Origin of the sequence: Pseudomonas muyukensis, assembly GCF_019139535.1 — a bacterium.
GTDB classification, from domain to species: Bacteria; Pseudomonadota; Gammaproteobacteria; order Pseudomonadales; family Pseudomonadaceae; genus Aquipseudomonas; species Aquipseudomonas muyukensis.
This window is the reverse complement of the sequence record NZ_CP077073.1, coordinates 4517792-4540732: the sequence shown is the minus strand read 5'-3', so window position 1 is coordinate 4540732 and position 22941 is coordinate 4517792. Positions and strand designations below refer to the sequence as shown.

The following is a 22941-nucleotide window of genomic DNA, read 5'->3' as shown; positions in this document are numbered from 1 at the left end:
GCTCTTGATCTGCTCTTGATCTGCTCTTGAACTGCTCTTGATTTTGCTTCTAAGTGCGCGATAGCCCAGGCGCCGCCAATTGCGACTTCAGGAGGCCGAGCGGAGTTCTTGCGTAGTGGGGCGACGGCCATGGATGGCCGTCGAGCGCTGGGGCCCAGGATGGGCCCTACAGCGCGGTACCCACGGGAGCAAGAACGGAGCGAGGGAACCCCGGAGCGTAGCGTAGGGGCCGGATGAACGGAGCGGAACGGTTTTGCCTACTTTTGCCACGACAAAAGTAGGCCGCCGTAAGGGCGGAAGGGTGACTGTACGTCGGCACAGCAAATGAATGCGCATACAAAAGCCAAAACAATTCCCGACCCCGACCCCGCCCCCGCCCCCGCCCCCCAAGAAAATCCCCCATCCCCAAAAGTTGGAAAGCTTCTTGCAAAGGCAGCGCCAGGCGCCACACAGGCGTCAAAGTTTTGCTTGAAGAGGACTCGCGGTGGATCGCACTCAGTTAATCAGCAACGCCCGCAACAACCTGGCCGGTCTCGGCCGGGGCAACCTGGGCGTGCCGCTGCTGCTGCTGGTGATGTTGGCAATGATGATGTTGCCGATACCACCGTTCCTGCTCGACGTATTCTTCACCTTCAACATCGCCCTGTCGATCGTGGTCCTGCTGGTCTGCGTCTACGCCCTGCGTCCACTGGACTTCGCCGCGTTCCCCACCATCCTGCTGGTGGCGACCCTGCTGCGCCTGGCCCTCAACGTCGCCTCCACCCGCGTGGTCATGCTCCACGGCCAAGAAGGCCACGGCGCCGCCGGCAAGGTGATCCAGGCCTTCGGCGAAGTGGTGATCGGCGGCAACTACGTCGTCGGTGCGGTGGTGTTCGCCATCCTCATGATCATCAACTTCGTGGTGGTGACCAAGGGCGCCGGGCGCATCTCCGAGGTCAGCGCGCGCTTCACCCTCGACGCCATGCCCGGCAAGCAGATGGCCATCGACGCCGACCTCAACGCCGGCCTGATCGACCAGGTCCAGGCCAAGGCCCGTCGCGCCGAAGTCGCCCAGGAAGCCGAGTTCTACGGCTCGATGGACGGTGCCAGCAAGTTCGTGCGCGGTGACGCCATCGCCGGCCTGTTGATCCTGTTCATCAACCTGATCGGCGGCATGCTCATCGGCATGCTGCAACACGGCATGACCTTCGGCGACGCCGGCAAGGTCTACGCCCTGCTGACCATCGGTGACGGTTTGGTGGCGCAGTTGCCATCGCTGCTGCTGTCCACCGCCGCCGCGATCATGGTCACCCGCGCCTCGGGCTCCGAGGACATGGGCAAGTTGATCAACCGGCAGATGTTCGATTCGCCCAAGGCCCTGGCGGTTTCCGGGGCGCTGATGATCGTCATGGGCCTGGTGCCAGGCATGCCCCACGTTGCCTTCCTCAGCCTCGGGGCATTGGCCGGTGGGGGGGCTTATCTGGTCTGGAAGAAGCAGCAGAAGGCCAAGGTGGTTGCGCTGGAGGAAGCCCAGCGCCAGCAGGATCTGCTGCCCTCGCCGCAGCGCGCCATGGAAACCAAGGAGCTGGGCTGGGACGACGTCACCCCCATCGACATGATCGGCCTGGAGGTCGGTTACCGCCTGATCCCGCTGGTCGACCGCAATCAGGGTGGCCAGCTGCTGGCGCGCATCAAGGGCGTGCGCAAGAAGCTTTCCCAGGACCTGGGCTTCCTCATGCCCACCGTGCATATTCGCGACAACCTCGACCTGGCCCCCAGCGCCTACCGCCTGACCCTGATGGGGGTGATCCTGGCCGAGGCCGAGATCTATCCGGACCGGGAGCTGGCGATCAACCCCGGCCAGGTGTTCGGCACCCTCAACGGCATCGCCGCGCACGACCCGGCATTCGGCCTGGAGGCGGTGTGGATCGACGTTGGCCAGCGCGCCCAGGCGCAGTCGCTGGGCTACACCGTGGTGGACGCCAGTACCGTGGTCGCCACGCACCTCAACCAGATCCTGCAGAAGCACTGCCATGAACTGATCGGGCATGAGGAGGTGCAGCAATTGCTGCAGGTACTGGCCAAGGTCTCGCCGAAACTGGCCGAGGAAGTGGTGCCGGGTGTCATTTCCTTGTCGGGGCTGCTCAAGGTGTTGCAGGCGTTGCTTGCCGAGCAGGTGCCGGTGCGCGACATCCGCAGCATTGCCGAAGCCATCGCCAACAATGCGAACAAGAGTCAAGATACCGCCGCGCTGGTGGCGGTGGTGCGTGTCGGATTGTGTCGCGCCATCGTGCAAAGCATTGTCGGCGTTGAGTCCGAGCTGCCTGTGATCACCTTGGAGCCAAGGTTGGAACAGATTTTGCTCAATAGTTTGCAAAGGGCCGGGCAAGGTCAGGAAGACGGTGTTCTTCTTGAGCCGAGCATGGCCGAAAAGCTTCAGCGTTCGTTGATCGAAGCCGCCCAGCGCCAGGAAGTGCAGGGCCAGCCGGCCATCCTCCTGGTTGCCGGCCCGATCCGCGCCATGCTGTCGCGCTTCGGTCGCCTGGCTGTACCGAATTTGCATGTTTTGGCGTATCAGGAAATACCTGACAACAAGCAAGTCACCATCGTTGCCACCGTGGGCCCCAATGGCTGAGGTAGTGGGTTATGCAAGTTAAGCGTTTTTTCGCCGCCGATATGCGTCAGGCCATGAAGCTGGTCCGTGATGAGCTCGGCTCCGACGCCGCCATCATCGGCAATCGGCGCATCGCTGGCGGTGTCGAACTGACGGCTGCGCTGGACTACAAGCTGTCCGCCCTGGCCCCGCGCGTGCCCAACGTCGAGCTGGAGGACGAGCTGCGCAAGACCCAGTCGCGCATCGTCACCGCCCAGGCTGAGCTGAGCGGCCGTGGCGAAGCGGGCGAGGGTGGCAATCGCCAGCTGTTTGCCGGCCAGTCGCTGACCGCGTCCGAGCCGCTGATCGAGCCGCAGGTCGATGAACCCGCGCCAGTGGCCGCTCCGGCCGCGGCGGCGGTCGACCCACGCCTGTTCGATGCCATGCGCTTCGAGCTCAATGGCCTGCGCGAGCTGCTCGAAGTCCAGCTCGGTTCGCTGGCCTGGAGCCAACTGCAGGGCAGCAAGCCGCAGCAGGCCAATCTCTGGCGCCGTCTGCAGCGCCTGGGCCTGTCCGGTGGCCTGGCCCGCGAACTGCTCGAGCTCACCGCCGAAATCGAAGAGCCGCGCCAGGCCTGGCGCATGGTCCTGGCGCACCTGGCGCGGATGATCGACGTGCCCGAGATCGAGCCCATCGAAGAGGGTGGGGTAATTGCCATGGTCGGCCCGGCCGGCATGGGCAAGACCACCACCCTGGCCAAGCTGGCCGCACGCTATGTGCTCAAGTACGGCGCGAACAACCTGGCGCTGGTGAGCATGGACAGCTTCCGTATCGGCGCCCAGGAGCAGCTCAAGACCCTGGGGCGAATCCTCAATGTGCCGGTCACCTACGTCGACCCGGGCGAGTCGCTGGCCCAGGCCCTCGAGCCGCTGCTGCGCAAGCGCGTGGTGCTGATCGACACCGCCGGCCTGCAGGCCAGCGACCCGGCCCTGCGCATGCAACTGGAAACCCTGGCCGGGCGCGGTATCGCCGCGAAGAATTACCTGGTGCTGGCAACCACCAGCCAGAAACAGGTGCTCACTGCCGCCTACCACAGCTACAAGCGCTGTGGCCTGGCCGGGTGCATCCTGACCAAACTGGACGAAACGGCCTGCCTTGGCGAAGTGCTGAGCCTGGCCATCCGTCACGAACTGCCGGTGGCCTATCTGACCGATGGCCCGCGCATTCCCGACGACCTGCAATTACCGCGCAAGCACCAACTTGTGAGCCGCGCGGTCAGCGTGCAGCTGCAGGACGAGCCCAGCGACGAGGCCATGGCCGACATGTTCGCTGATCTGTACCACAACCCTGGCAAGCGCGCGGGTTGAGGGTGAATACTGTGCAAAGTACCTACATCATGGGGTTGTCCGGCCGGACCGTGGCCTTGACTGTTCAGCCCCTCATGTGGCCTGGGTCCAAGCGAGACAAGGTAAAGAACAGACATGGGTAGCATGCATCCCGTACAGGTGATCGCCGTGACCGGTGGCAAAGGTGGCGTCGGCAAGACTAACGTTTCAGTGAACCTGTCCCTGGCGCTGGCCGAGCTCGGCCGCCGGGTCATGTTGCTGGACGCCGACCTGGGCCTGGCCAATGTCGACGTGCTGCTGGGGCTCACGCCCAAGCGCACCCTCGCCGATGTCATCGAGGGCCGCTGCGAACTGCGCGACGTGCTGTTGCAGGGACCGGGCGGTGTGCGCATCGTGCCGGCGGCCTCCGGCACGCAAAGCATGGTGCACCTGGCGCCGGCGCAGCATGCCGGGCTGATCCAGGCCTTCAGCGAGATCGGCGACAACCTCGACGTGCTGGTGATCGATACCGCCGCGGGTATCGGTGACTCGGTGGTCAGCTTCGTTCGCGCCGCCCAGGAAGTGCTGCTGGTGGTGTGCGACGAACCCACCTCGATCACCGACGCCTACGCCCTGATCAAGCTGCTCAACCGCGACTACGGCATGAATCGGTTCCGCGTGCTGGCCAACATGGCCCAGAGCCCGCAGGAGGGTCGCAACCTTTTCGCCAAGTTGACCAAGGTCACGGATCGCTTCCTCGACGTCGCCCTACAATACGTTGGCGCCGTGCCTTACGACGAATGCGTGCGCAAGGCGGTGCAGAAGCAGCGGGCGGTCTATGAGGCCTTCCCTCGGTCCAAGTGCGCGCTGGCCTTCAAGGCCATTGCGCAGAAGGTCGACAGCTGGCCGCTGCCTGCCAACCCGCGGGGCCACCTGGAGTTCTTCGTCGAGCGCCTGGTGCAACCCACCAGCGCAGGGCCCGTGCTATGAACGCGAGCGGTTTCAAGATGTACAGCAAGGCGGCGAAGGACGCCCAGTACGAGCTGGTTGAACGCTACGCGCCGCTGGTCAAGCGCATCGCCTACCACTTGCTGGCCCGGTTGCCGGCCAATGTCCAGGTCGAGGACCTGATCCAGGCCGGCATGATCGGCCTGCTGGAAGTCGCCAACAAGTACGATGCCAGCAAGGGCGCCAGCTTCGAGACCTACGCCGGTATTCGGATCCGTGGCGCCATGCTCGACGAGGTGCGCAAGGGCGATTGGGCACCGCGTTCGGTGCACCGCAACACGCGCATGGTCAGCGATGCGATTCGCTGTGTTGAAGCAAAGACCGGTCGCGACGCTAAAGATCACGAGGTTGCTGCCGAACTCCAATTGAGTCTCGATGATTACTACGGGATTCTGAACGACACCTTGGGCAGCCGCCTGTTCAGTTTCGACGACCTGCTGCAGGACGGCGAACACGAAGGGCTGCACGAGGACGGAGCCAGTGGCCAGCTGGAGCCATCGCGGGACCTGGAGGACGAGCGCTTCCAGGCCGCCCTGGCCGATGCCATCGCCAACCTGCCGGAGCGCGAGCGCCTGGTCCTGGCGCTGTACTACGACGAAGAGCTGAACCTCAAGGAAATCGGTGAGGTGCTGGGGGTCAGCGAGTCGCGTGTCAGCCAGTTGCACAGCCAGTGCGCGGCACGTCTGCGCAGCCGTCTGGGTGAATGGCGGGCGCGTTGAGCCAAGGTTCGATGCAGTCGTATTTTGTGGTGCCGAATTGATTGACTGCGCGCTCGGCGCCGAGCGCGTTTAAGACTGCTTGGAGGTCTAATTGAACAAAGACATGAAAATCCTCATCGTTGACGACTTTTCGACGATGCGGCGGATCATCAAGAACCTGTTGCGTGATCTGGGCTTCACCAATACCGAAGAGGCCGACGACGGCACCACGGCGCTGCCGATGCTCGAAGCCGGGCATTACGACTTCCTGGTGACCGACTGGAACATGCCCGGCATGTCCGGTATCGACCTGCTGCGCAAGGTGCGTGCCCACGACCGTCTCAAGGGCATGCCCGTGCTGATGGTGACTGCCGAGGCCAAGCGCGACCAGATCATCGAAGCGGCCCAGGCCGGCGTCAATGGCTATGTGGTCAAGCCTTTCACCGCCCAGGTGCTCAAAGAAAAGATCGAGAAGATCTTCGAACGCGTCAACGGCTGAGTCACGTCAGGGGGCGCCATGGAGTCAATCAACAACTCGCTGGGTGAGTTCGAATCAACCCTGAAAAAGCATGCCCAGGAACTGGTCGAGAGCCTTGAGCGCGGCCGGTTCGGCGAGGCCGTGCAGCTGATCCACCAACTGAACCAGACCCGCGACCGCGGCCTGTACCAGGAGGTGGGCAAGCTTACCCGCGAGCTGCACAGCGCGATCGTCAGCTTCCAGATCGACCCGGCGATGCCGCAGGCCGAGGAAGTCTCGCAGATCACCGATGCCACCGAGCGCCTCTCCTACGTGGTGCGCCTCACCGAAGGTGCCGCCAACCGCACCATGGACCTGGTGGAGGAGAGCACCCCGGTGCTCAATGCACTGGCGAGCGAGGCGCAGGACCTGTCCGCCGACTGGCAGCGCTTCATGCGCCGCGAAGTGGCGGCGCCGGAATTCCGCGAGCTGGTCAAGCGCGTCGACAGTTTCCTGACGCACAGTGCCGAAGGCAACCGCAAGGTCTCGGGCCACCTCAACGACATTCTGCTGGCTCAGGACTATCAGGACCTGACCGGCCAGGTGATCAAGCGGGTAACCGCGCTGGTCACCGAAGTAGAAAGCAATCTGCTCAAGCTCGTGCTGATGGCCAGTCAGGTCGACCGCTTTGCCGGCATCGAACATGACCACCAGCAGCTGCGTGCTGAAAAAGATCAAGAAAAACATCCGACTCGGGGTGAAGGTCCGCAGATTCATGCCGATAAGCGTGAAGACGTCGTGTCCGGTCAGGACGATGTCGATGATCTGCTGTCCAGCCTGGGTTTTTAAGGAGCACGTTTAATGAGCTTCGGCGCCGATGAAGAAATCCTCCAGGATTTCCTGGTAGAAGCCGGCGAAATCCTCGAGCAACTGTCCGAGCAACTGGTCGAGCTGGAAAGCCGGCCCGATGACGCGGACCTGCTCAATGCGATTTTCCGCGGTTTCCACACTGTAAAAGGGGGCGCCGGCTTCCTCCAGCTCAACGAGCTGGTGGAGTGCTGCCATATCGCCGAGAACGTGTTCGACATCCTGCGCAAAGGGGAGCGCCGGGTCGATGCCGAGCTGATGGACGTGGTGCTCGAGGCACTCGACACGGTCAACAGCATGTTCGGCCAGGTGCGCGAGCGCAGCGCCGTGACCCCGGCCACCCCGGAACTGCTGGCGGCGCTGTCGCGCCTGGCCGAGCCGGGTGGCGCCGAAGCACCGGCTGCAGTGGTCGAGGCCGAGCCGGTCGCCGAAGCAGCGGCCGCCGAGCCCGACATCACCGACACCGAGTTCGAGCAACTGCTCGATTCGCTGGATGCGGTCAAGGCCGAAGCAGCCGTTCACGAGCAGCTGCAAGGCGAGCAGGTCACAGGCGAGGGTGACGAAATCACCGACGCCGAGTTCGAGTCGCTGCTCGACCAGTTGCATGGCAAGGGCCAGTTCTCGGCTGAAGCGGCCGTCAGCGAGCCCGCGGCCGTGGCGCCGAGCAGCGACGAAATCACCGACGATGAGTTCGAATCGCTGCTCGACCAGTTGCACGGCAAGGGCACCTTTGCCGTCGACGCCCTGCCGGCGGCCGCAGCGCCCACCAGTGCCGCGCCAGTTGCCGCAGGCGACGAAAACATCAGCGAACACGAGTTCGAAGCGCTGCTGGACCAGCTGCACGGCAAGGGCAAGTTCTCCGGCGACGCCGTCGCGGCCGAGGCCCCTGCCGCCGCCGTGACTGCCGCACCGGCGGCGCCCAAGGCCGAGGTCAAGCCGGTTGCCAAGCCAGCGCCGGCGCCTGCCGCCGCCGCACCGGCGCCTGCCGCCGCCGCACCGGCGCCTGCCGCCAAGCCTGCCGCGCCAGCCCGTGCGCCGGCCGCTGCCGCCGAGAAACATGGCGCCAGCGAAGCGGAAACCACCGTGCGGGTCGACACCGCGCGCCTGGACGAAATCATGAACATGGTCGGCGAACTGGTGCTGGTGCGTAACCGCCTGGTGCGCCTGGGCCTGAACAGCGGCGACGAGGCCATGTCCAAGGCCGTGTCCAACCTCGACGTGGTCACCGCCGACCTGCAGACCGCGGTCATGAAGACCCGCATGCAGCCGATCAAGAAAGTCTTCGGCCGCTTCCCGCGCCTGGTCCGCGACCTGGCCCGCCAGCTCAAGAAAGAGATCAACCTGGAGCTGGTCGGTGAAGAGACCGACCTGGACAAGAACCTGGTCGAGGCCCTGGCCGACCCGTTGGTGCACCTGGTGCGCAACGCCGTCGACCATGGCGTCGAGATGCCCGACGAGCGCGAGGCCTCCGGCAAGGCGCGCACAGGCCGCGTGGTGCTGTCCGCCGAGCAGGAGGGCGACCACATCCTGCTGTCGATCTCCGACGACGGCAAGGGCATGGACCCCAGCGTGCTGCGGGCCAAGGCCGTGGAAAAGGGCCTGATGGACAAGGACGCGGCCGACCGCCTGAGCGAGTCGGACTGCTACAACCTGATCTTCGCCCCGGGTTTCTCGACCAAGACCGAGATTTCCGACGTGTCCGGCCGCGGCGTCGGCATGGACGTGGTGAAGACCAAGATTTCCCAGCTCAACGGCTCGATCAACATCTTCTCGGCCAAGGGCCAGGGCTCGAAGATCGTCATCAAGGTGCCGCTGACCCTGGCGATCATGCCGACGCTGATGGTAATGCTGGCCAACCAGGCGTTTGCCTTCCCGCTGGTCAACGTCAACGAGATTTTCCACCTCGACCTGTCGCGCACCAACGTGGTCGACGGCCAGGAAGTGGTGATCGTGCGCGACAAGGCGCTGCCGCTGTTCTACCTCAAGCGCTGGCTGGTCCAGGACCACGAGCACGAAGAGCAGCACGAAGGCCATGTGGTGATCCTGTCGGTTGGCACCCAGCGCATCGGCTTCGTCGTCGACCAGCTGGTCGGCCAGGAAGAAGTGGTGATCAAGCCGCTGGGCAAGATGCTGCAGGGGACCCCGGGCATGTCCGGCGCCACCATCACCGGTGACGGGCGCATTGCGCTGATCCTCGACGTACCGAGCATGCTCAAGCGTTACGCCGCCCGGCGTATTTGATTTCGGTGGCGCGCCCAGGCGGGTGCGCCGCCTAATGGAGTGTTTATGGCAGTCAAGGTCCTGGTGGTGGATGATTCCGGTTTCTTCCGCCGCCGTGTCTCGGAAATTCTCTCGGCGGACCCGACGATCCAGGTCGTGGGCACCGCGACCAACGGCAAGGAAGCGATCGACCAGGCGCAGGCGCTCAAGCCCGATGTCATCACCATGGACTACGAAATGCCCATGATGGACGGCATCACCGCGGTGCGGCACATCATGCAGCGCTGCCCGACGCCGGTGCTGATGTTCTCCTCGCTGACCCACGAAGGCGCCCGGGTTACCCTCGATGCGCTGGACGCCGGCGCGGTCGACTACCTGCCGAAGAACTTCGAGGACATCTCGCGCAACCCCGAGAAGGTCAAGCAGATGCTGTGCGAGAAGGTCCACACCATCTCGCGCAGCAACCGCCGTTTCAGCGCCTATGCCGCCCCGGCCCCGGCCGCCGCGCCCGCTGCGGCCAGCAGCCATGCCCCGGCCAGCAGCTTGGCCAGCAGCGCCCCGGCGCGTACCGCCGCCGCCTCGGCCCGAGCCGCGGCACCGGCTGGCGCGCACTCGCCGGCGCCCAAGCGCAAGCCTTACAAGTTGGTGGCCATTGGTACCTCCACCGGCGGCCCGGTGGCCCTGCAGCGCGTGCTGACGCAACTGCCGGCCAGTTTCCCGGCGCCGATCGTGCTGATCCAGCACATGCCGGCGGCTTTCACCAAGGCTTTTGCCGAGCGTCTCGACAAGCTGTGCAAGATCAGCGTCAAGGAAGCCGAGGACGGTGACGTGCTGCGCCCAGGCCTGGCGCTGCTGGCCCCCGGTGGCAAGCAGATGATGGTCGACGGCCGTGGCACGGTGAAGATCCTGCCGGGCGATGAGCGCCTGAACTACAAGCCTTGCGTCGACATCACCTTCGGTTCGGCGGCCAAGTCCTATGGCGACAAGGTGCTCTCGGTGGTGCTCACCGGCATGGGCGCCGACGGCCGCGAGGGCGCGCGCCTGCTCAAGCAGGGCGGCAGCACCGTGTGGGCGCAGGATGAAGCCAGCTGCGTGATCTATGGCATGCCCATGGCCATCGTCAAGGCCAACCTGGCCGATGCCGTGTACAGCCTGGACGAAATCGGCAAGCACCTGGTCGAGGCGTGCGTCTGATGGATGTCCTCAGCCTTATCGGCCTGATCCTCGCCTTTGTCGCCATCGTCGGCGGCAACTTCCTCGAGGGTGGCCACGTTGGCGCGCTGCTCAACGGCCCGGCCGCGCTGATCGTGCTGGGCGGTACGCTGGCGGCGGCGCTGCTGCAGTCGCCGCTGTCGTCGTTCAAGCGCGCCTTGCAGATCGTGCGCTGGATCTTCTTCCCGCCACGGGTCGACCTGGTGGGCGGCATCGACCGGGTGGTGAACTGGAGCCTGACCGCGCGCAAGGAAGGCCTGCTGGGCCTGGAAGGCGTGGCCGACGCCGAGCCCGACCCTTATGCGCGCAAGGGCCTGCAACTGCTGGTCGATGGCGCCGAGCCGGAAGCCATCCGCAGCATCCTCGAAGTCGACTTCCTGACCCAGGAAGCCCGTGACATCCAGGCTGCCAAGGTGTTCGAGAGCATGGGCGGCTACGCGCCGACCATCGGCATCATCGGCGCGGTCATGGGCCTGATCCACGTGATGGGCAACCTGGCCGACCCGTCGCAGCTGGGCAACGGCATCGCCGTGGCCTTCGTCGCCACCATCTATGGCGTGGCCAGCGCCAACCTGATCCTGCTGCCGATCGCCAACAAGCTCAAGGCCATCACCCTGCGCCAGTCGCGCTACCGTGAAATGCTCCTCGAGGGCCTGCTGTCGATCGCCGAAGGCGAGAACCCGCGCTCGATCGAGCTGAAGCTGCAAGGCTTCATGGAGTAAGCCATGGCCCGCCGTCGTCATACCGAGGAACATGAAAACCACGAACGCTGGCTGGTGTCGTATGCCGACTTCATCACCCTGTTGTTCGCCTTCTTCGTGGTCATGTACTCGATCTCCTCGATCAACGAGGGTAAGTACAAGGTCATCTCCCAGGCGCTGATCGGGGTGTTCAACGACCCCGATCGGACCATGAAGCCGATCCCCATCGGCGAGGAGCGGCCATTGTCGGTGCGCCCGGCCGAGCCGTTGATCAAGGACAGCGAGCAGACCGACGCGGGCCTGGCGCAGAGTAGCGCCGACCCGCTCAAGACCATCAGCGACGATGTTCGCGATGCCTTCGGTGACCTGATCAAGTCCAACCAGATGACAGTGCGCGGCAACGAGCTGTGGGTCGAGATCGAGCTCAACTCCTCGCTGCTGTTTGCCAGTGCCGATGCCATGCCCAGCGATGTCGCCTTCGAGATCATCGAGAAGGTGGCGAAGATCCTCAAGCCGTTCGCCAACCCGGTGCACGTCGAGGGCTTCACCGACAACCTGCCGATCCGCACCGCCCAGTACCCGACCAACTGGGAACTGTCCTCGGCGCGGGCGGCGAGCATCGTCCGCCTGTTGGCCATGGAAGGGGTCAACCCGGCGCGCATGGCCTCGGTGGGCTACGGCGAGTACCAGCCGGTGGCCAGCAACGACAGTGCCGAGGGCCGCGCGCGCAACCGCCGCGTGGTCCTGGTGATTTCGCGCAACCTCGAGGTACGTCGCAGCCTGACCGGCAGCGGCAGCGCCAATGCCACCCCCGATGCCGCGCTGCGCCGGGCTGGCACACAAAGTGCACCAGCCACGCCTGCATCGGTGGCGGGGCAATAACTCGTCAATTCTCTGTCGCCGCGTGCCTGTGGGAGCCGGTTTCCACAGGGTTCGGCGACATTAACGAGTCAAGAGTTGTCCTATGAGAGTCTGGGCAGTAGCCAATCAAAAAGGTGGCGTCGGCAAGACCACCACCACCATCGCTCTGGCCGGCCTGCTGGCCGAGGCGGGCAAGCGCGTGGTCGTGGTCGACCTGGACCCCCACGGCTCGATGACCAGCTACTTCGGGCATAACCCCGACGCGCTCGAGCACAGTTGCTATGACCTGTTCCTGCACAAGGGCACGGTGCCCGAGGGCCTGCCGGGCCAACTGCTGCTGCCCACCAGCGACGAGCGCATCTCGCTGCTGCCGTCGAGCACCGCGTTGGCGGTGCTCGAGCGCCAGTCGCCAGGGCAGAGCGGCCTGGGCCTGGTGATCGCCAAGAGTCTGGCGCAGCTGTGGCAGGATTTCGACTTCGCCTTGATCGACAGCCCGCCCTTGCTCGGCGTGCTGATGGTCAACGCCCTGGCCGCCAGCCAGCAACTGGTGATCCCGGTGCAGACCGAGTTCCTTGCGGTCAAGGGCCTGGAGCGCATGGTCGGGACCCTGGGCATGATCAACCGCTCGCGCAAGCAGGCGCTGCCGTATCAGATCGTGCCCACGCTGTTCGACCGCCGTACCCAGGCCTCGCTGGGCACCCTGAAAGTGCTGCGCGACACCTATGGCGAGCAGGTCTGGCAGGGTTACATCCCGGTTGACACGCGCCTGCGCGACGCCAGCCGCAACGGTGTCACGCCGTCGCAGTTCGACGGCAAGAGCCGTGGTGTGGTGGCCTACCGGGCGCTGCTCAAGCACCTGCTTACCTACCGCTCTGCGTTGCAGGTGGCGTGATGAACCAGGCGCGGCCTATCACCAGCAAGCCCCAGATGGCCCTGCAGTCCTACCTCGATGGGTTGCTGCAGGAGGCCACCGAAATATTCGACCTGCCGGAGCATGCACCGGCAGTCAGCGCGCCGGCGATCGAAGCGGCGCCCAGCGATGAATTCGAGGCGGCCGTCCGTGAGGAGCAGGCCCGCGACGCCCAGCGTCAGGACGCGCCTGCGCCTGTGCCGGCACCGGCACGGCCTTTCGCCGAGCCGCACGCCAAGGTCCTGCCCACTGTTCTGCCCCCGGCGCCCCCTGTAGAGGCGCCGGTGGTCAGCGTGGTGGCAACCACCCAGGTGGCCGAAGCCAGCATTGCGCTACCCAGCGAAGCCCCGGCCGCCGAGCTGGTGGTGCCACTGGTCGAACTGCAGGCCCCGGTCGCGCCTGCTGCGCCGACCCCACCGGCCACGGTCGATGGGCGTCCGGCCTGGGCCGCCGAGCCGTTCGAATGCTTGCTGTTCGACGTGGCCGGCCTGACCCTGGCGGTCCCCCTGGTCTGCCTCGGTTCGATCTACACCCTGGCCGGGCAGGAGCTGACACCGCTGTTCGGCCAGCCGGACTGGTTCCTCGGCATCCTCACGTGCCAGGCGGGCAACCTCAAGGTGCTGGATACGGCGCGTTGGGTCATGCCCGACCGCTACCGCGACGATTTTCGCCAGGGCCTGCAGTACGTGATTTCCGTGCAGGGCTACGAATGGGGCCTGGCGGTACACCAGGTCAGCCGTTCGCTGCGCCTGGACCCGGCCGAGATCAAGTGGCGCAGCCAACGCGGCCAGCGTCCGTGGCTGGCGGGCACGGTGATCGAACACATGTGCGCGCTGCTCGATGTGGCCGAACTGGCCGAGCTGATCGCCAGTGGCGCGGTCAAGCAGATGAACACCAAACACAACTGAATCAACGCCGCTACTGCCGCGGCTACACAGAGCACACCGCCAAAGGCGGATTTAGAGGGCTAGGGGAATGAAAAAGTCGTCTGCACAAGGTTCCGAAGATCCGATCCTGCAATGGGTCACCTTCCGTCTGGACAACGAGTCCTACGGCATCAATGTGATGCAGGTGCAGGAAGTGTTGCGCTACACCGAGATCGCCCCGGTACCGGGCGCACCGAGCTACGTGCTGGGCATCATCAACCTGCGCGGCAACGTGGTGACGGTGATCGACACCCGCCAGCGCTTCGGCCTGATGTCCAGCGAAGTCACCGACAACACCCGCATCGTCATCATCGAGGCGGACAAGCAGGTGGTCGGTATCCTCGTCGACAGCGTCGCTGAAGTGGTGTACCTGCGCCAGTCGGAGATCGAGACCGCGCCGAATGTCGGCAACGAAGAGTCGGCCAAGTTCATCCAGGGCGTTTGCAACAAGAACGGCGAGCTGCTGATCCTGGTCGAACTGGACAAGATGATGACCGAGGAAGAGTGGTCCGAGCTGGAGAACATCTGAGTTGATCTTCGAGGTTGCTGTCATCTTCCTGGCGCTGCTCTGGGCGCTGAGCCTGTGGTTCTTCCTCAACTACAGCAAGCGCCAGCGCGAGCTGGCCGCCCAGCAGGCCGAGGGCGATGCGCTGCGTGACCAGCGCATCAAGGACCTGGCCAAGCGCCTGGACGACTACCAGAACGGCACCGTGCGCATGGGCGAGGCGATCCACGAACTGCGCGCGGTGGTCGCGCCGTTGCCCGAGAAACTGCAGCAACTCGAGCAACGCGACCCCAACAGCGTCACCTTCACCCAGGCGGCCAAGCTGGTGGTGATGGGCGCCAGTGTCGAAGAGCTGACCCAGACCTGCGGCCTGACCCAGGCCGAGGCGCAGCTGATGAGCAAGCTGCACCGCGGCGAGTGATGAACCGGGCGACGTCAGTCGCCCGGTTTTTTTCAGGGTCAGCTCCAGGAGTGCTCGTTGCCGGGTTTGATCACCGTGGTCAGTGCCAGGTCGCGTTCCCGGGCAAGCTTGATGTCTGCCGCCAGCGGCTCGGTGAAATAACCACGAACGGTCATCGGTATGGACTCCAGCTTGATGACTTTTCGCAGAAACTCCAGGCGCGGCATGTACTCGGCAATCACATCGTTAAGCAAGCCAGGCCCGGTCATCCTGCTCAACTCTTGGACATAGTGTTCAAACGCCGGCTCGCCTTTTGCCGGCTTGCTGTCGTAGAACGTGGTGTTTTGCGCGTAGCGAAACTCCATCTCTTCCGAGATCTGTGTCAGCAGCGGGTTTTGCGCATGGCTGCCGATCGCGTTGGTGTTGTAATGGCACTGCATGTTCATCAGCTCATTGTCCATCGGCGCGCCCAGGATAAGCCCTTCCTTGGGGGTGTGCAGGTCGGTGATGGAGAGTTTTACAAAGGGCGGCACGGTGTCCGCGACATGGACCACTTCATCATCGATGTCCATGTAAATGCCTCCCTCGTCGAACAGCATAGGGTAGCGGAGCACGTCGCAAGCCGATGAGAAGTTTGCGCCCTCGCCGGTCAGGGCGTGCTGATATTGAGCGTGGTTTGCAGAGTCGATGAAGGTCTTGAAGAACTGTTCATCCTCCAGCGGGCGCAAGTCCAGAACTCCGTCGTCGATCAAGGTTTGCAGCGCTGCTCTGTTGGTATTGAACAAGGCCTTGTCGGTCTGGGTCAGGTATAACTTGAAGTCATAGCCCGCTTGTTTAAGCATCCTGGCATTGGCTGCTATGTTGCTCAGCAGATGCGCTGGAATTTCCTTGTTGCCGACCCAGAGGCTGAGCACTTGCTTTTTCAGTGCAAGCGCAGGGCTGTTGTCGTCCTCGGGGGGCATGTCGAGGGGGAGTTCCAGCTCAACCCCCAGTTTTTCCAGTGTCGCTTCGCGCATCTGATCGTCGACCTGGCGTGCGGACAGGTTGACTGGGTGCAGGTCGGCCGTTCCGTCAGTGATCTGGTAGTAGGGTGGATTCACCTCGTTAGCCTGCGACTTGAGGCGGAATGCATCGTTTTCTGGGTCGTACAGCACTTCTGCGGCCTGTCGCTCAGCGCCGTCGGCACTCAGGGCCGCCAAGATTCCACGGGTACCGTCCAGCCTGCTGGTCGGCAGCCTGATGATCTGGTTGCTCGGCACCGGGGGCGCGGGCGGGGAGAAGTAGTCTTCCAACCGCGGCGGCCGGGTTGGCCCCAGCGGGTGGCCCAGCCGATCATTCACGCGCACGATGAATCTCGAGCTTTTTCCTGGGAAGAACATGCGCACGCGCTCGGCAGCCAAGGCGGCAAAGGGGGTGGCATTCAAGAGGCCGAACCCGATGTTTTCCAGGCCATCTGGCGTGTCCTGGGCGGTCTTGCCGTTGACGATCTGGTCGATCCCCAGGCCAAGCTGCGCGATACCGCCGACGGCGAGCAGTGGAATCAGCTCGGGAACCACCAGGGCCAGGGGCGCCACCAGATTGAGCGTGGTCACCAGGTAGCCGCGCCAGCGTGCCTTGGACACTTGGGCATTGGTGGTGATGGAAAAATGCGCATCGTCCAGGCTGTGTTCTCGCTGTCGCTCGGTAATGGCGGTGAACAGGTCTCCTTCGAGCACTGGGCTGTAATGGTCGGCCTTGTAGTTGACGTATTCGCCAGCGGGCCAGTAGCCGTCGTAGGTAAAACCGGACTCATAGCCTCGTTCGTAGCGCTGTGGGTAGGCGGCAAGGCCCTGGAGGGCAGTATCCAGGCCACTGAAATTAAACCCGTCGGGGGCGTCGGACATCTTGAAGTATTGGCGCAGCCGCTGGCGCTTCGCGCTGTCGCGACACTGTTGCGCGAACCAGTCCTGCATGGCCGACAAGGTGTCGAACTCATGGAAGGGCGCAGCGTTGCCTGGCAGGTACAGCAGCACCTGTGGTTGTGTTGGGCGTTTGATGTAGATCAGGTCGGTGGCAGCGTAGCCATACACGTTCAGGGGCCTGACCTGCAGGTTGTCGACCCTCTCCATCACCCCGGCGGCTTGCCAGGCCATCTGTCGGCCAGCCTCGCTCAATGAACCTTGCGCAACCTGCTTGTTGCAGGCGGCGAGGTAGCTTAGTTGCAGGGACTGGGCATGGCTGTGCGTACCCTGTTGCCAGTAAGCATCCAGCTGCGAGACGAAGAGGGTGTGGAAATTCAGGTGCGAGATGTATTTCTGCATGGCCTCGACATCCACCGACAAGAGCGTGGTGCTGTCGTAGCGCTGCGGGGTGGTCCTGCGGAACAGGCCGTTGAAGACGCTGTAGGTGAGGGCGCCGTTGAGCGTCCCGATATCTGGGAGGCGATCGACAATGGTCAGAGCCCCTTGTGGAAAGCGGCCTGCCCAGTGGCCTGTGAAAATCCCGACCAGGACCTCGCTTTCACCCTGCCAGTCCGAGAGCAGTGCCTGGGTGAGGGACAGGCGCTGGTCGATGACGGCATGATTGCCGTGGTAGCGCAGGGTGACGACGTCTGTCTGATCCGGGTCGAGGTCATGACCTTGTTCTTGCAGCCAGGCACGCATGGCGATGGAAGCTTGCTCGTAGGGCTGCGGAATGTGTTTAAGGTGGTCGCGGACGAATTGTTTGCCCGCAGCGTTTACCAGGGTCGAGCTCATGGGAAGGCTACCGTTGTGGCGAAATGAGACGCCACGGTAGCGAGGGCCATGGCTCGACTTGTTGTACATGCTTACTACCTCGAGGCGCTCAGTCCTTGGCCGCTAAACGGTTGTAGGCGCCGGCCTTGCCGGCGAACACCGGCGCAGCCGGTGCCATCCTCCGCGGCGCCTGGTTCGCCAGCAAGCTGGCTCCTACAGGGATTACAGGCCGTAACGTTGTAGGAGCCGGCCTTGCCGGCGAACACCGGCATGGCCGGTGCCATCCACCGCGTCGCCTGGTTCGCCAGCAAGGCTGGCTCCTACAGGTATTGCAGGCCGTAACCGTTGTAGGAGCCGGCCTTGCCGGCGAACACCGGCATGGCCGGTGCCATCCTCCGCGGCGCCTGGTTCGCCAGCAAGCTGGCTCCTACAGGGATTGCAGGCCGTAACGTTGTAGGAGCCGGCTTGCCGGCGAACACCGGCATGGCCGGTGCCATCCACCGCGTCGCCTGGTTCGCCAGCAAGGCTGGCTCCTACAGGGATTGCAGGCCGTAACGTTGTAGGAGCCGGCTTGCCGGCGAACACCGGCATGGCCGGTGCCATCCACCGCGGCGCCTGGTTCGCCAGCAAGGCTGGCTCCTACTGGCTCGGTGGAGGTGTCAGGCCTTCAGGGCTTGGCCCATGAGTGATTGCCACCCACGCGCACCAGGCGATTGAACGGCAGCAACTGCCGCGAGACCGCCCGATAGCGGTCCAGGTCCACGTACAGGCCGGCGTTGATACGGGGCATCTGGTACAGGTTGGTGATCTGGCGCAGGATCTTCAGCGTCGGCAGGTGCCGGTCGACCACGTCGGTGAGCAGCCCGGGACCGGTCAGGCGGTTGAGTTTGGCGGCATAGCGATAGAAGCCCTGCGGGTCCTGGCGCAAACTGGGCCGGCTGGCATAGAAGCCTGGTTCGGCCAGGTAGCGGCTGCGCATTTCCTCGCTGATCGCCCGCAATGTCGGGTTGTCGGCATGGCTGCCGATCACGCTGGTATTGAACTGCCAGTTCATGCCGAGCTTTTCATTGGACATCGGTGGGAACAGCAGCAGCCCGTCGTCGCGGGTTCTGAGCTCGACGTGTTCGATGGCTTCGCCGGGGTTGCCGAGCGGCTGGCCGGCGGCGACGTGAGGATGCTCTCCCACGGCCAGCAGGCTGTCGTCCACGTCCATGTAGATGCCGCCCTCGCTATCTAGCATTGGATAACGCAATACATCCGAGGCCGACGAGAAGTTGCCGCCGGCAATCGCGGCTTGGTACTGGGCATGGTAGGGGCTCTCTCGAAAACGGCTGAACCATGGCTGTTGTTCCAGGGCCAGCACCTGGACGCCGGGTGCATGGATGCCCAGCAGGCGCAGGTTTTCGGCGTAGGCGCCAGCGTTGGCCTGGGACAGATAAAGGCGCAGGTTATATGAGGTGCCGTCGAGCCGCGCGGCGTTGTTGCCCAGGTTGGTCAGCAATGGCGTGTCGATGAGCCTGTCGCCTACCCACAGACCGAGGAACTGCCGTGGAATGGGCCGCATGCCGGTGGTTGGCACATCAGGTATCGCCACCGGCAGGTGCAGGTCCACGCCGAGTGCGCGCAGGGTGGCCATGCGCATCGGGTGGCTGACGGCCCGGTTGCGCAGGTTCACCGGCAGCAGGTCGCGGCTGCCGGCCTGGGGAGTGTAATGGAGCGGGTCGACTTCGTTGAGGTCGCCTTCGAAGATGAAGCTGTCACTCTCCAGGTCGTAGACCATCTCGGCGTTGTAACCGCCCACCGAGGCGCTCAGCAGGTCGGGTGTGCCGTCGTAGCGAGGGACCCGGTCGATGGCTGCGTAGGTGGCGGCATCGGCCCCCGGGATTGGCGCAATGGCATCGGGAATATGAAAGTAAGGCGCGACCTCGTCGACCGGCAGGTGCGGTGGCGAGACTGGGCTCAGTGGGTAGCCCAGGCGGCCATTGACCTGCTGTGGCGCGATGAAAGCCTCGTTCTTGGCCCGGTATAGCGCTACCTCGCGGGTCAGGCCTGCATGCACCAGTGGCAGGGCATTGAGCAGGCCGAAGGTGGCGTTGCCCACACCCTCGGCACGCGCCTGCTGGCCATGCGCAGAGATGGCTTGATCCAGACCCAGGCCAAACTGGGCGATGCCGCCCAGGGCGAAGATCGGCGCCAGTTCTGGCACCACGATAGCCAGCGGAGCGAGCAGGTTGACCGCCGAGTTCAGGTAGCCCCGCCAGCGGGCTTTGTTCACTGCGCCGTTGCCGGTGATGCGGTAGGCGGCATCCTCGTAGCTGCGCGTGCGTTGCTGCTGGGTCAGGGCCAGGAACAGGTCGTCCTCGATCAGCGGGCTGTACTGCTCGGGCTTGTAGTTGACGTAGGTGTGTGGCTGCCAAAGGCCTTCGGCGGTGAACCCTGGGCGGTTGCTGGACAGGTGGTTGGGCGCGGGGTACAGGCCAAGGCCGTCAAGCGCGGTGGCCAGGCCGCTGAAGTCGAGGCCGTCGGGTACGTCGGCCAGGGCGAAGTGCTGTTGCAACGCGGCGCGGGTGTCGCGGTTGCGACACTGGCTGGCGACCCAGTCCTGCAGCGCGCTGGGGCTGGCGAAAGCATGCAGCGGCGCGGCGTTGCCCGGGATGTAGAGCAGGGTCAGGCCGCTTGCCGGGTCGCTGATCTGCAGCAGGTCGGTGGCGACATAGCCATAGATGTTGAGAAAGCGCAGGTGCAAGGGTGCGGGCGCCTGCTCCAGCCCCGCCGCGCGCCAGGCAAGCCGGCGCGCCGGGTCGTCGAGGCTGCCTTCGGCGACCTGGCGGTTGCAGGCGGTGATGAAGGCGATCTTCGCCGCCAGGCGGTGACTGCTGGCGCGGCGCTGCCAGTAGGTATCCAGCATGGTCTTGTAGGTCGTGTGGAAGTCGAGGTCCCAGATGAACTGCTGGAAGTCTTCCGCCGCGAGCGCGACATGAGTGCGGGCGCTGTACTCGCTGGGAACGGTCTGGCGGAAAAGACCGTTGTAGATGCCGTAGGCGCCAGCGTTGGACAGCGGCTGCGGCGGGTCGAGCCGGTCGACCAGGGTGATGCGTTGGCTATCCGGAAAACTTCCGGCCCACGGCCTGCCGAAGGCTGCGCCGAGGAGGTTGTTGCTCGACTCGCCCTGCCAGTTGGCCAGCACCGCCTGGGTCAGTGTCATTTTTTCTGTCACCACCCCAACCTCGCCAATGCCGTGGCGCCATTGATGGTGCAGCACGACCACATCGGTACGGTCGGGGTCGAGGGTTTGGCCGCGGCGAGCGGCCCAGTTGCGGATGGCCGTGGCTGCGGCGCGATCAGGGCGAGGGAAGTCCTTGAGGTGGTCGCTTACAAAGCGTACACCGGCATGGCTGACGTAACGGGTGTTCATCGTGGTGACCCAGCATGGAAAGGGGGCGCCAGGATGATCGATGCGGCCTGCGCGCGAGCGGCAGCGGGTTACCACCCGCCATCAAGGGCGGTAGGGCAGGCCTGGCAGTTGTGGGGTGATATCACGCTCGGCGGCGGGTTCGTCGCTGAAACCGACCGGCACCTTGCCGCGCAGCTGCCAGGCGAACGCGATGATTTCGGCGATGGTCAGGTACAGCGCTTCGGGGATCTGCTCGCCCAGCTCCAGGCGCGCCAGCAGGCGCACCAGCTCGGCATTCTCGTAGATTGGCACCTCGTGCTCGCGGGCCAGGGCGAGGATGGCCTCGGCCAGCTCGTCGTCGCCCTTGGCGGTCAGGGTCGGGGCCTGCTGGCCATCGTAGTTCAGGGCGATGGCCTGGCGTGGTGGCTTTTTGCTCATGCGTTCTCGTCCACCCAGCGTTGTTCCAGGCGTGTGCGCGGGCCTTGCGGCGGGGTGCCAGGGTGGCACTCCAGGTCGCCGACGTCCAGGCCGCGGGCCAGCAGGCGCTCGCGCAGGGTGCCCAACTGGCTGTCGATCAGGCGCGCGGTGTGTTCCTGTTGTGCCCACAACTGGCCGGACAGGCGCCCCTGGGCCAGCTGTGCCTGGACTTGCAGCGGGCCGAGCGGCGACAGGTCGAAGGCCAGTTCGATGCGCCACAAGGCCTGCAGCGGGTCGTGCTGATCGCGTTCGCGGTCAGCTTGCTGTTGCGGGGTTTCCTCGCGTTGCAGCTTCACTTGCAGGGGAATGAACTCCTGCCCGTGGCGCACCGGGATCTCGCTCTGCCAGGTGGTCTGTTGGTTGCCGTTATCGAGGTTGCCGGTCTGCTGCAGGCTTGACAGCGAATGGCTCTGCAGCCGGGAAATTGCCGCCGCGGCCAGGCGCAGCAGTTGCTGCAGGTCGCCCTCGCTTTCCAGCTTCTGCAGCAGCCGCGAGGGCAAGGGGAAAGCGCTGGGCAAGGGGCGCGGGCTGACCTGGCCGAGCATGCCCAGGGCACTGCGGGCCAGGCCCGGCAGGGCGTGGGCGAGGGGCGTGCCGGCCAGGCTGGGGGGCAGGGCTTGGGCGGGGTGGCCCGGCTGGTTGGGCAGGGCCTGGGCCACCAGCCGGATCAACTGCGCCTTGAGGTCCGGGGCGACGGTGGCGGCCTGGCCGCCGAGCAGCTTGGCCTCGAGGAAGGTGCCGCTGTCGTTGAGCGCCTGGGCGAGGTTCTTCGCATCCCCCAGTTGCCGCGCGTCGGGCAGGCTGGCGAGCAGGCGCTCGGCGCTGGCGCGCAATTCGACACCGGCATCCGGGGCGCTGGCGATGCGCTGCAGCACGTTGAGCACCCCCGGCAGCGAGGCTTGCTGGGCTTGTTGAGTCGACAGGTGCTGGGTGACCGCCAGCTGGTCCTGACGACCGCTCAGGGGCACGAAACGCAGGGCCTGGTCGCCTTGCACCACGGCGCTGAGCAGGCTGCCCAGGGGTAGCCGGCGCGGGCTGTCGATGACCAGGGTGGCGCCGGCCTGGCTGCTGTTGAGCAGGCTCACCAGCGAGCGGAAACTGGTGGTTTCGCCAGGCGCCGGAGGCAGCGCCTGGCTGGTCAGGACCTTGCCCTGCAACAGGGTGCCAAGCGGGACCTGGCGGGTGTCGAGTTGGGTGAGGGTGGCGACGCTGGCGGCGTTGCCCAGTTGCACCATGACCGCCAGGCGGTTGCTGTCGGGCTGGCTGACAATAATCTGGCTGCCAGGGGCCAGGGGCTGGCTGGCATTGGCCAGTACCTGGCTCTGGCTGCCATTGGCCTGGGTCAGGCGCAGCAGCAACTGGAAGTCCGGGCCGACCTGGCGCAGGCTCACCACCTCGGCCTCGGCGCTTTCGCCGGGCGGCAGCAAGCCTGGCTGGGCCTGCAGCAGGCGCAGCAGTTCGCCGGTCATGGCGGCCTTGGCCACCTGGGGGCTTACCGCAGTTTGAGCGCCGAGACTATTGATTTCAGTCATGATTGTATACAACCTGTCGAACCCGCCCTCTTGGCAGGGCGGCACCGCGTGTAATAATGCCGCCTGCCCGCCACTGCCAGTATAACGGCAGGGCTTGAGGCGACTTGAGACAAGGCCTTGCGATCGCTACCGGGCGCAAGGCCACATTGCATAAGGCGATAC

18 protein-coding genes are annotated in these 22941 nt (G+C 64.8%); 14 read left to right on the top strand and 4 right to left on the bottom strand.

The genetic code is table 11. The features are described from left to right. Positions 1-484 precede the first annotated feature (484 nt). The 14 genes from flhA (at position 485) to KSS95_RS19885 (ending at position 14683) form a co-directional block, all read left to right on the top strand. Entirely contained in the window at positions 485-2614 is a 2130-nt protein-coding gene (flhA, locus tag KSS95_RS19950) for a flagellar biosynthesis protein FlhA (protein WP_217848990.1), read from the top strand. Positions 2615-2625: 11 nt separating this feature from the next. Continuing rightward, entirely contained in the window at positions 2626-3939 is a 1314-nt protein-coding gene (flhF, locus tag KSS95_RS19945) for a flagellar biosynthesis GTPase FlhF (RefSeq protein WP_134693809.1), read from the top strand. 114 nt (positions 3940-4053) lie between these two features. Then, positions 4054-4887 carry a flagellar synthesis regulator FleN gene (fleN, locus tag KSS95_RS19940; RefSeq protein ID WP_016393812.1) on the top strand — a complete coding sequence of 278 codons (834 nt, stop codon included), beginning with the start codon at positions 4054-4056 and terminating at the stop codon, positions 4885-4887. Next, on the top strand, positions 4884-5624 hold the full coding sequence (gene fliA, locus KSS95_RS19935; protein WP_134693810.1) for an RNA polymerase sigma factor FliA: 741 nt from the start codon (positions 4884-4886) through the stop codon (positions 5622-5624). The genes fleN and fliA overlap by 4 nt, the downstream gene beginning before the upstream one ends. A gap of 103 nt (positions 5625-5727) precedes the next feature. Next, positions 5728-6102, top strand: a complete 375-nt coding sequence (locus KSS95_RS19930; protein WP_134693811.1) for a chemotaxis response regulator CheY — start codon at positions 5728-5730, stop codon at positions 6100-6102. Positions 6103-6120: 18 nt separating this feature from the next. Beyond that, on the top strand, positions 6121-6909 hold the full coding sequence (locus KSS95_RS19925) for a protein phosphatase CheZ (RefSeq protein ID WP_134693812.1): 789 nt from the start codon (positions 6121-6123) through the stop codon (positions 6907-6909). A gap of 12 nt (positions 6910-6921) precedes the next feature. Next, a complete protein-coding gene (locus KSS95_RS19920) occupies positions 6922-9168 on the top strand; it encodes a chemotaxis protein CheA (RefSeq protein WP_217848988.1) in 2247 nt (748 codons plus the stop codon). Between the two features lie 45 nt (positions 9169-9213). Further along, positions 9214-10341: a protein-glutamate methylesterase/protein-glutamine glutaminase gene (locus KSS95_RS19915; protein ID WP_217848987.1), complete on the top strand. Its 1128-nt coding sequence runs from the start codon at positions 9214-9216 to the stop codon at positions 10339-10341. After that, positions 10341-11081 carry a flagellar motor protein gene (locus KSS95_RS19910; RefSeq protein ID WP_134693815.1) on the top strand — a complete coding sequence of 247 codons (741 nt, stop codon included), beginning with the start codon at positions 10341-10343 and terminating at the stop codon, positions 11079-11081. The genes KSS95_RS19915 and KSS95_RS19910 overlap by 1 nt, the downstream gene beginning before the upstream one ends. Before the next feature lie 3 nt (positions 11082-11084). Continuing rightward, positions 11085-11942, top strand: coding sequence for a flagellar motor protein MotD (gene motD, locus KSS95_RS19905; protein WP_134693816.1), 858 nt, complete (start codon positions 11085-11087; stop codon positions 11940-11942). A gap of 82 nt (positions 11943-12024) precedes the next feature. Next, complete coding sequence (locus KSS95_RS19900; RefSeq protein WP_217848985.1) at positions 12025-12813, top strand: ParA family protein; 789 nt, start codon at positions 12025-12027, stop codon at positions 12811-12813. After that, positions 12813-13739 (top strand): CheW domain-containing protein, encoded by a 927-nt coding sequence (locus tag KSS95_RS19895; protein ID WP_217848983.1) that lies wholly within the window; start codon positions 12813-12815, stop codon positions 13737-13739. Before KSS95_RS19900 ends, KSS95_RS19895 begins: the two co-directional genes overlap by 1 nt. A 67-nt stretch (positions 13740-13806) precedes the next feature. After that, positions 13807-14286: a chemotaxis protein CheW gene (locus KSS95_RS19890; protein ID WP_023630607.1), complete on the top strand. Its 480-nt coding sequence runs from the start codon at positions 13807-13809 to the stop codon at positions 14284-14286. A gap of 1 nt (position 14287) precedes the next feature. Continuing rightward, positions 14288-14683 (top strand): DUF2802 domain-containing protein, encoded by a 396-nt coding sequence (locus KSS95_RS19885; RefSeq protein ID WP_134693819.1) that lies wholly within the window; start codon positions 14288-14290, stop codon positions 14681-14683. Between the two features lie 38 nt (positions 14684-14721). Here the strand turns inward: KSS95_RS19885 and KSS95_RS19880 are convergent, their stop codons facing one another. From KSS95_RS19880 to fliK, 4 genes are all read right to left on the bottom strand, one after another. Further along, complete coding sequence (locus KSS95_RS19880; protein WP_217848958.1) at positions 14722-17397, bottom strand: dermonecrotic toxin domain-containing protein; 2676 nt, start codon at positions 17395-17397, stop codon at positions 14722-14724. A gap of 646 nt (positions 17398-18043) precedes the next feature. Further along, the gene (locus KSS95_RS19875; RefSeq protein ID WP_217848956.1) at positions 18044-20791 is read right to left on the bottom strand and encodes a dermonecrotic toxin domain-containing protein; all 2748 of its coding nucleotides are present in this window, start codon (positions 20789-20791) and stop codon (positions 18044-18046) included. Between the two features lie 81 nt (positions 20792-20872). Continuing rightward, the gene (locus KSS95_RS19870) at positions 20873-21208 is read right to left on the bottom strand and encodes an EscU/YscU/HrcU family type III secretion system export apparatus switch protein (RefSeq protein ID WP_217848954.1); all 336 of its coding nucleotides are present in this window, start codon (positions 21206-21208) and stop codon (positions 20873-20875) included. After that, positions 21205-22779: a flagellar hook-length control protein FliK gene (fliK, locus tag KSS95_RS19865; RefSeq protein ID WP_217848952.1), complete on the bottom strand. Its 1575-nt coding sequence runs from the start codon at positions 22777-22779 to the stop codon at positions 21205-21207. Before fliK ends, KSS95_RS19870 begins: the two co-directional genes overlap by 4 nt. Positions 22780-22941: the final 162 nt, after the last annotated feature.

Coding starts and splice junctions, on each gene's coding strand:
- KSS95_RS19890 (WP_023630607.1), top strand. CDS start 13,807: ATGAAAAAGTCGTCTGCACAAGGTTCCGAAGATCCGATCCTGCAATGG.
- KSS95_RS19925 (WP_134693812.1), top strand. CDS start 6,121: ATGGAGTCAATCAACAACTCGCTGGGTGAGTTCGAATCAACCCTGAAA.
- fleN (WP_016393812.1), top strand. CDS start 4,054: ATGGGTAGCATGCATCCCGTACAGGTGATCGCCGTGACCGGTGGCAAA.
- KSS95_RS19875 (WP_217848956.1), bottom strand. CDS start 20,791: ATGAACACCCGTTACGTCAGCCATGCCGGTGTACGCTTTGTAAGCGAC.
- motD (WP_134693816.1), top strand. CDS start 11,085: ATGGCCCGCCGTCGTCATACCGAGGAACATGAAAACCACGAACGCTGG.
- flhF (WP_134693809.1), top strand. CDS start 2,626: ATGCAAGTTAAGCGTTTTTTCGCCGCCGATATGCGTCAGGCCATGAAG.
- KSS95_RS19900 (WP_217848985.1), top strand. CDS start 12,025: ATGAGAGTCTGGGCAGTAGCCAATCAAAAAGGTGGCGTCGGCAAGACC.
- KSS95_RS19915 (WP_217848987.1), top strand. CDS start 9,214: ATGGCAGTCAAGGTCCTGGTGGTGGATGATTCCGGTTTCTTCCGCCGC.
- KSS95_RS19895 (WP_217848983.1), top strand. CDS start 12,813: ATGAACCAGGCGCGGCCTATCACCAGCAAGCCCCAGATGGCCCTGCAG.
- KSS95_RS19910 (WP_134693815.1), top strand. CDS start 10,341: ATGGATGTCCTCAGCCTTATCGGCCTGATCCTCGCCTTTGTCGCCATC.
- KSS95_RS19930 (WP_134693811.1), top strand. CDS start 5,728: ATGAAAATCCTCATCGTTGACGACTTTTCGACGATGCGGCGGATCATC.
- KSS95_RS19920 (WP_217848988.1), top strand. CDS start 6,922: ATGAGCTTCGGCGCCGATGAAGAAATCCTCCAGGATTTCCTGGTAGAA.
- KSS95_RS19870 (WP_217848954.1), bottom strand. CDS start 21,208: ATGAGCAAAAAGCCACCACGCCAGGCCATCGCCCTGAACTACGATGGC.
- fliA (WP_134693810.1), top strand. CDS start 4,884: ATGAACGCGAGCGGTTTCAAGATGTACAGCAAGGCGGCGAAGGACGCC.
- fliK (WP_217848952.1), bottom strand. CDS start 22,779: ATGACTGAAATCAATAGTCTCGGCGCTCAAACTGCGGTAAGCCCCCAG.
- KSS95_RS19880 (WP_217848958.1), bottom strand. CDS start 17,397: ATGAGCTCGACCCTGGTAAACGCTGCGGGCAAACAATTCGTCCGCGAC.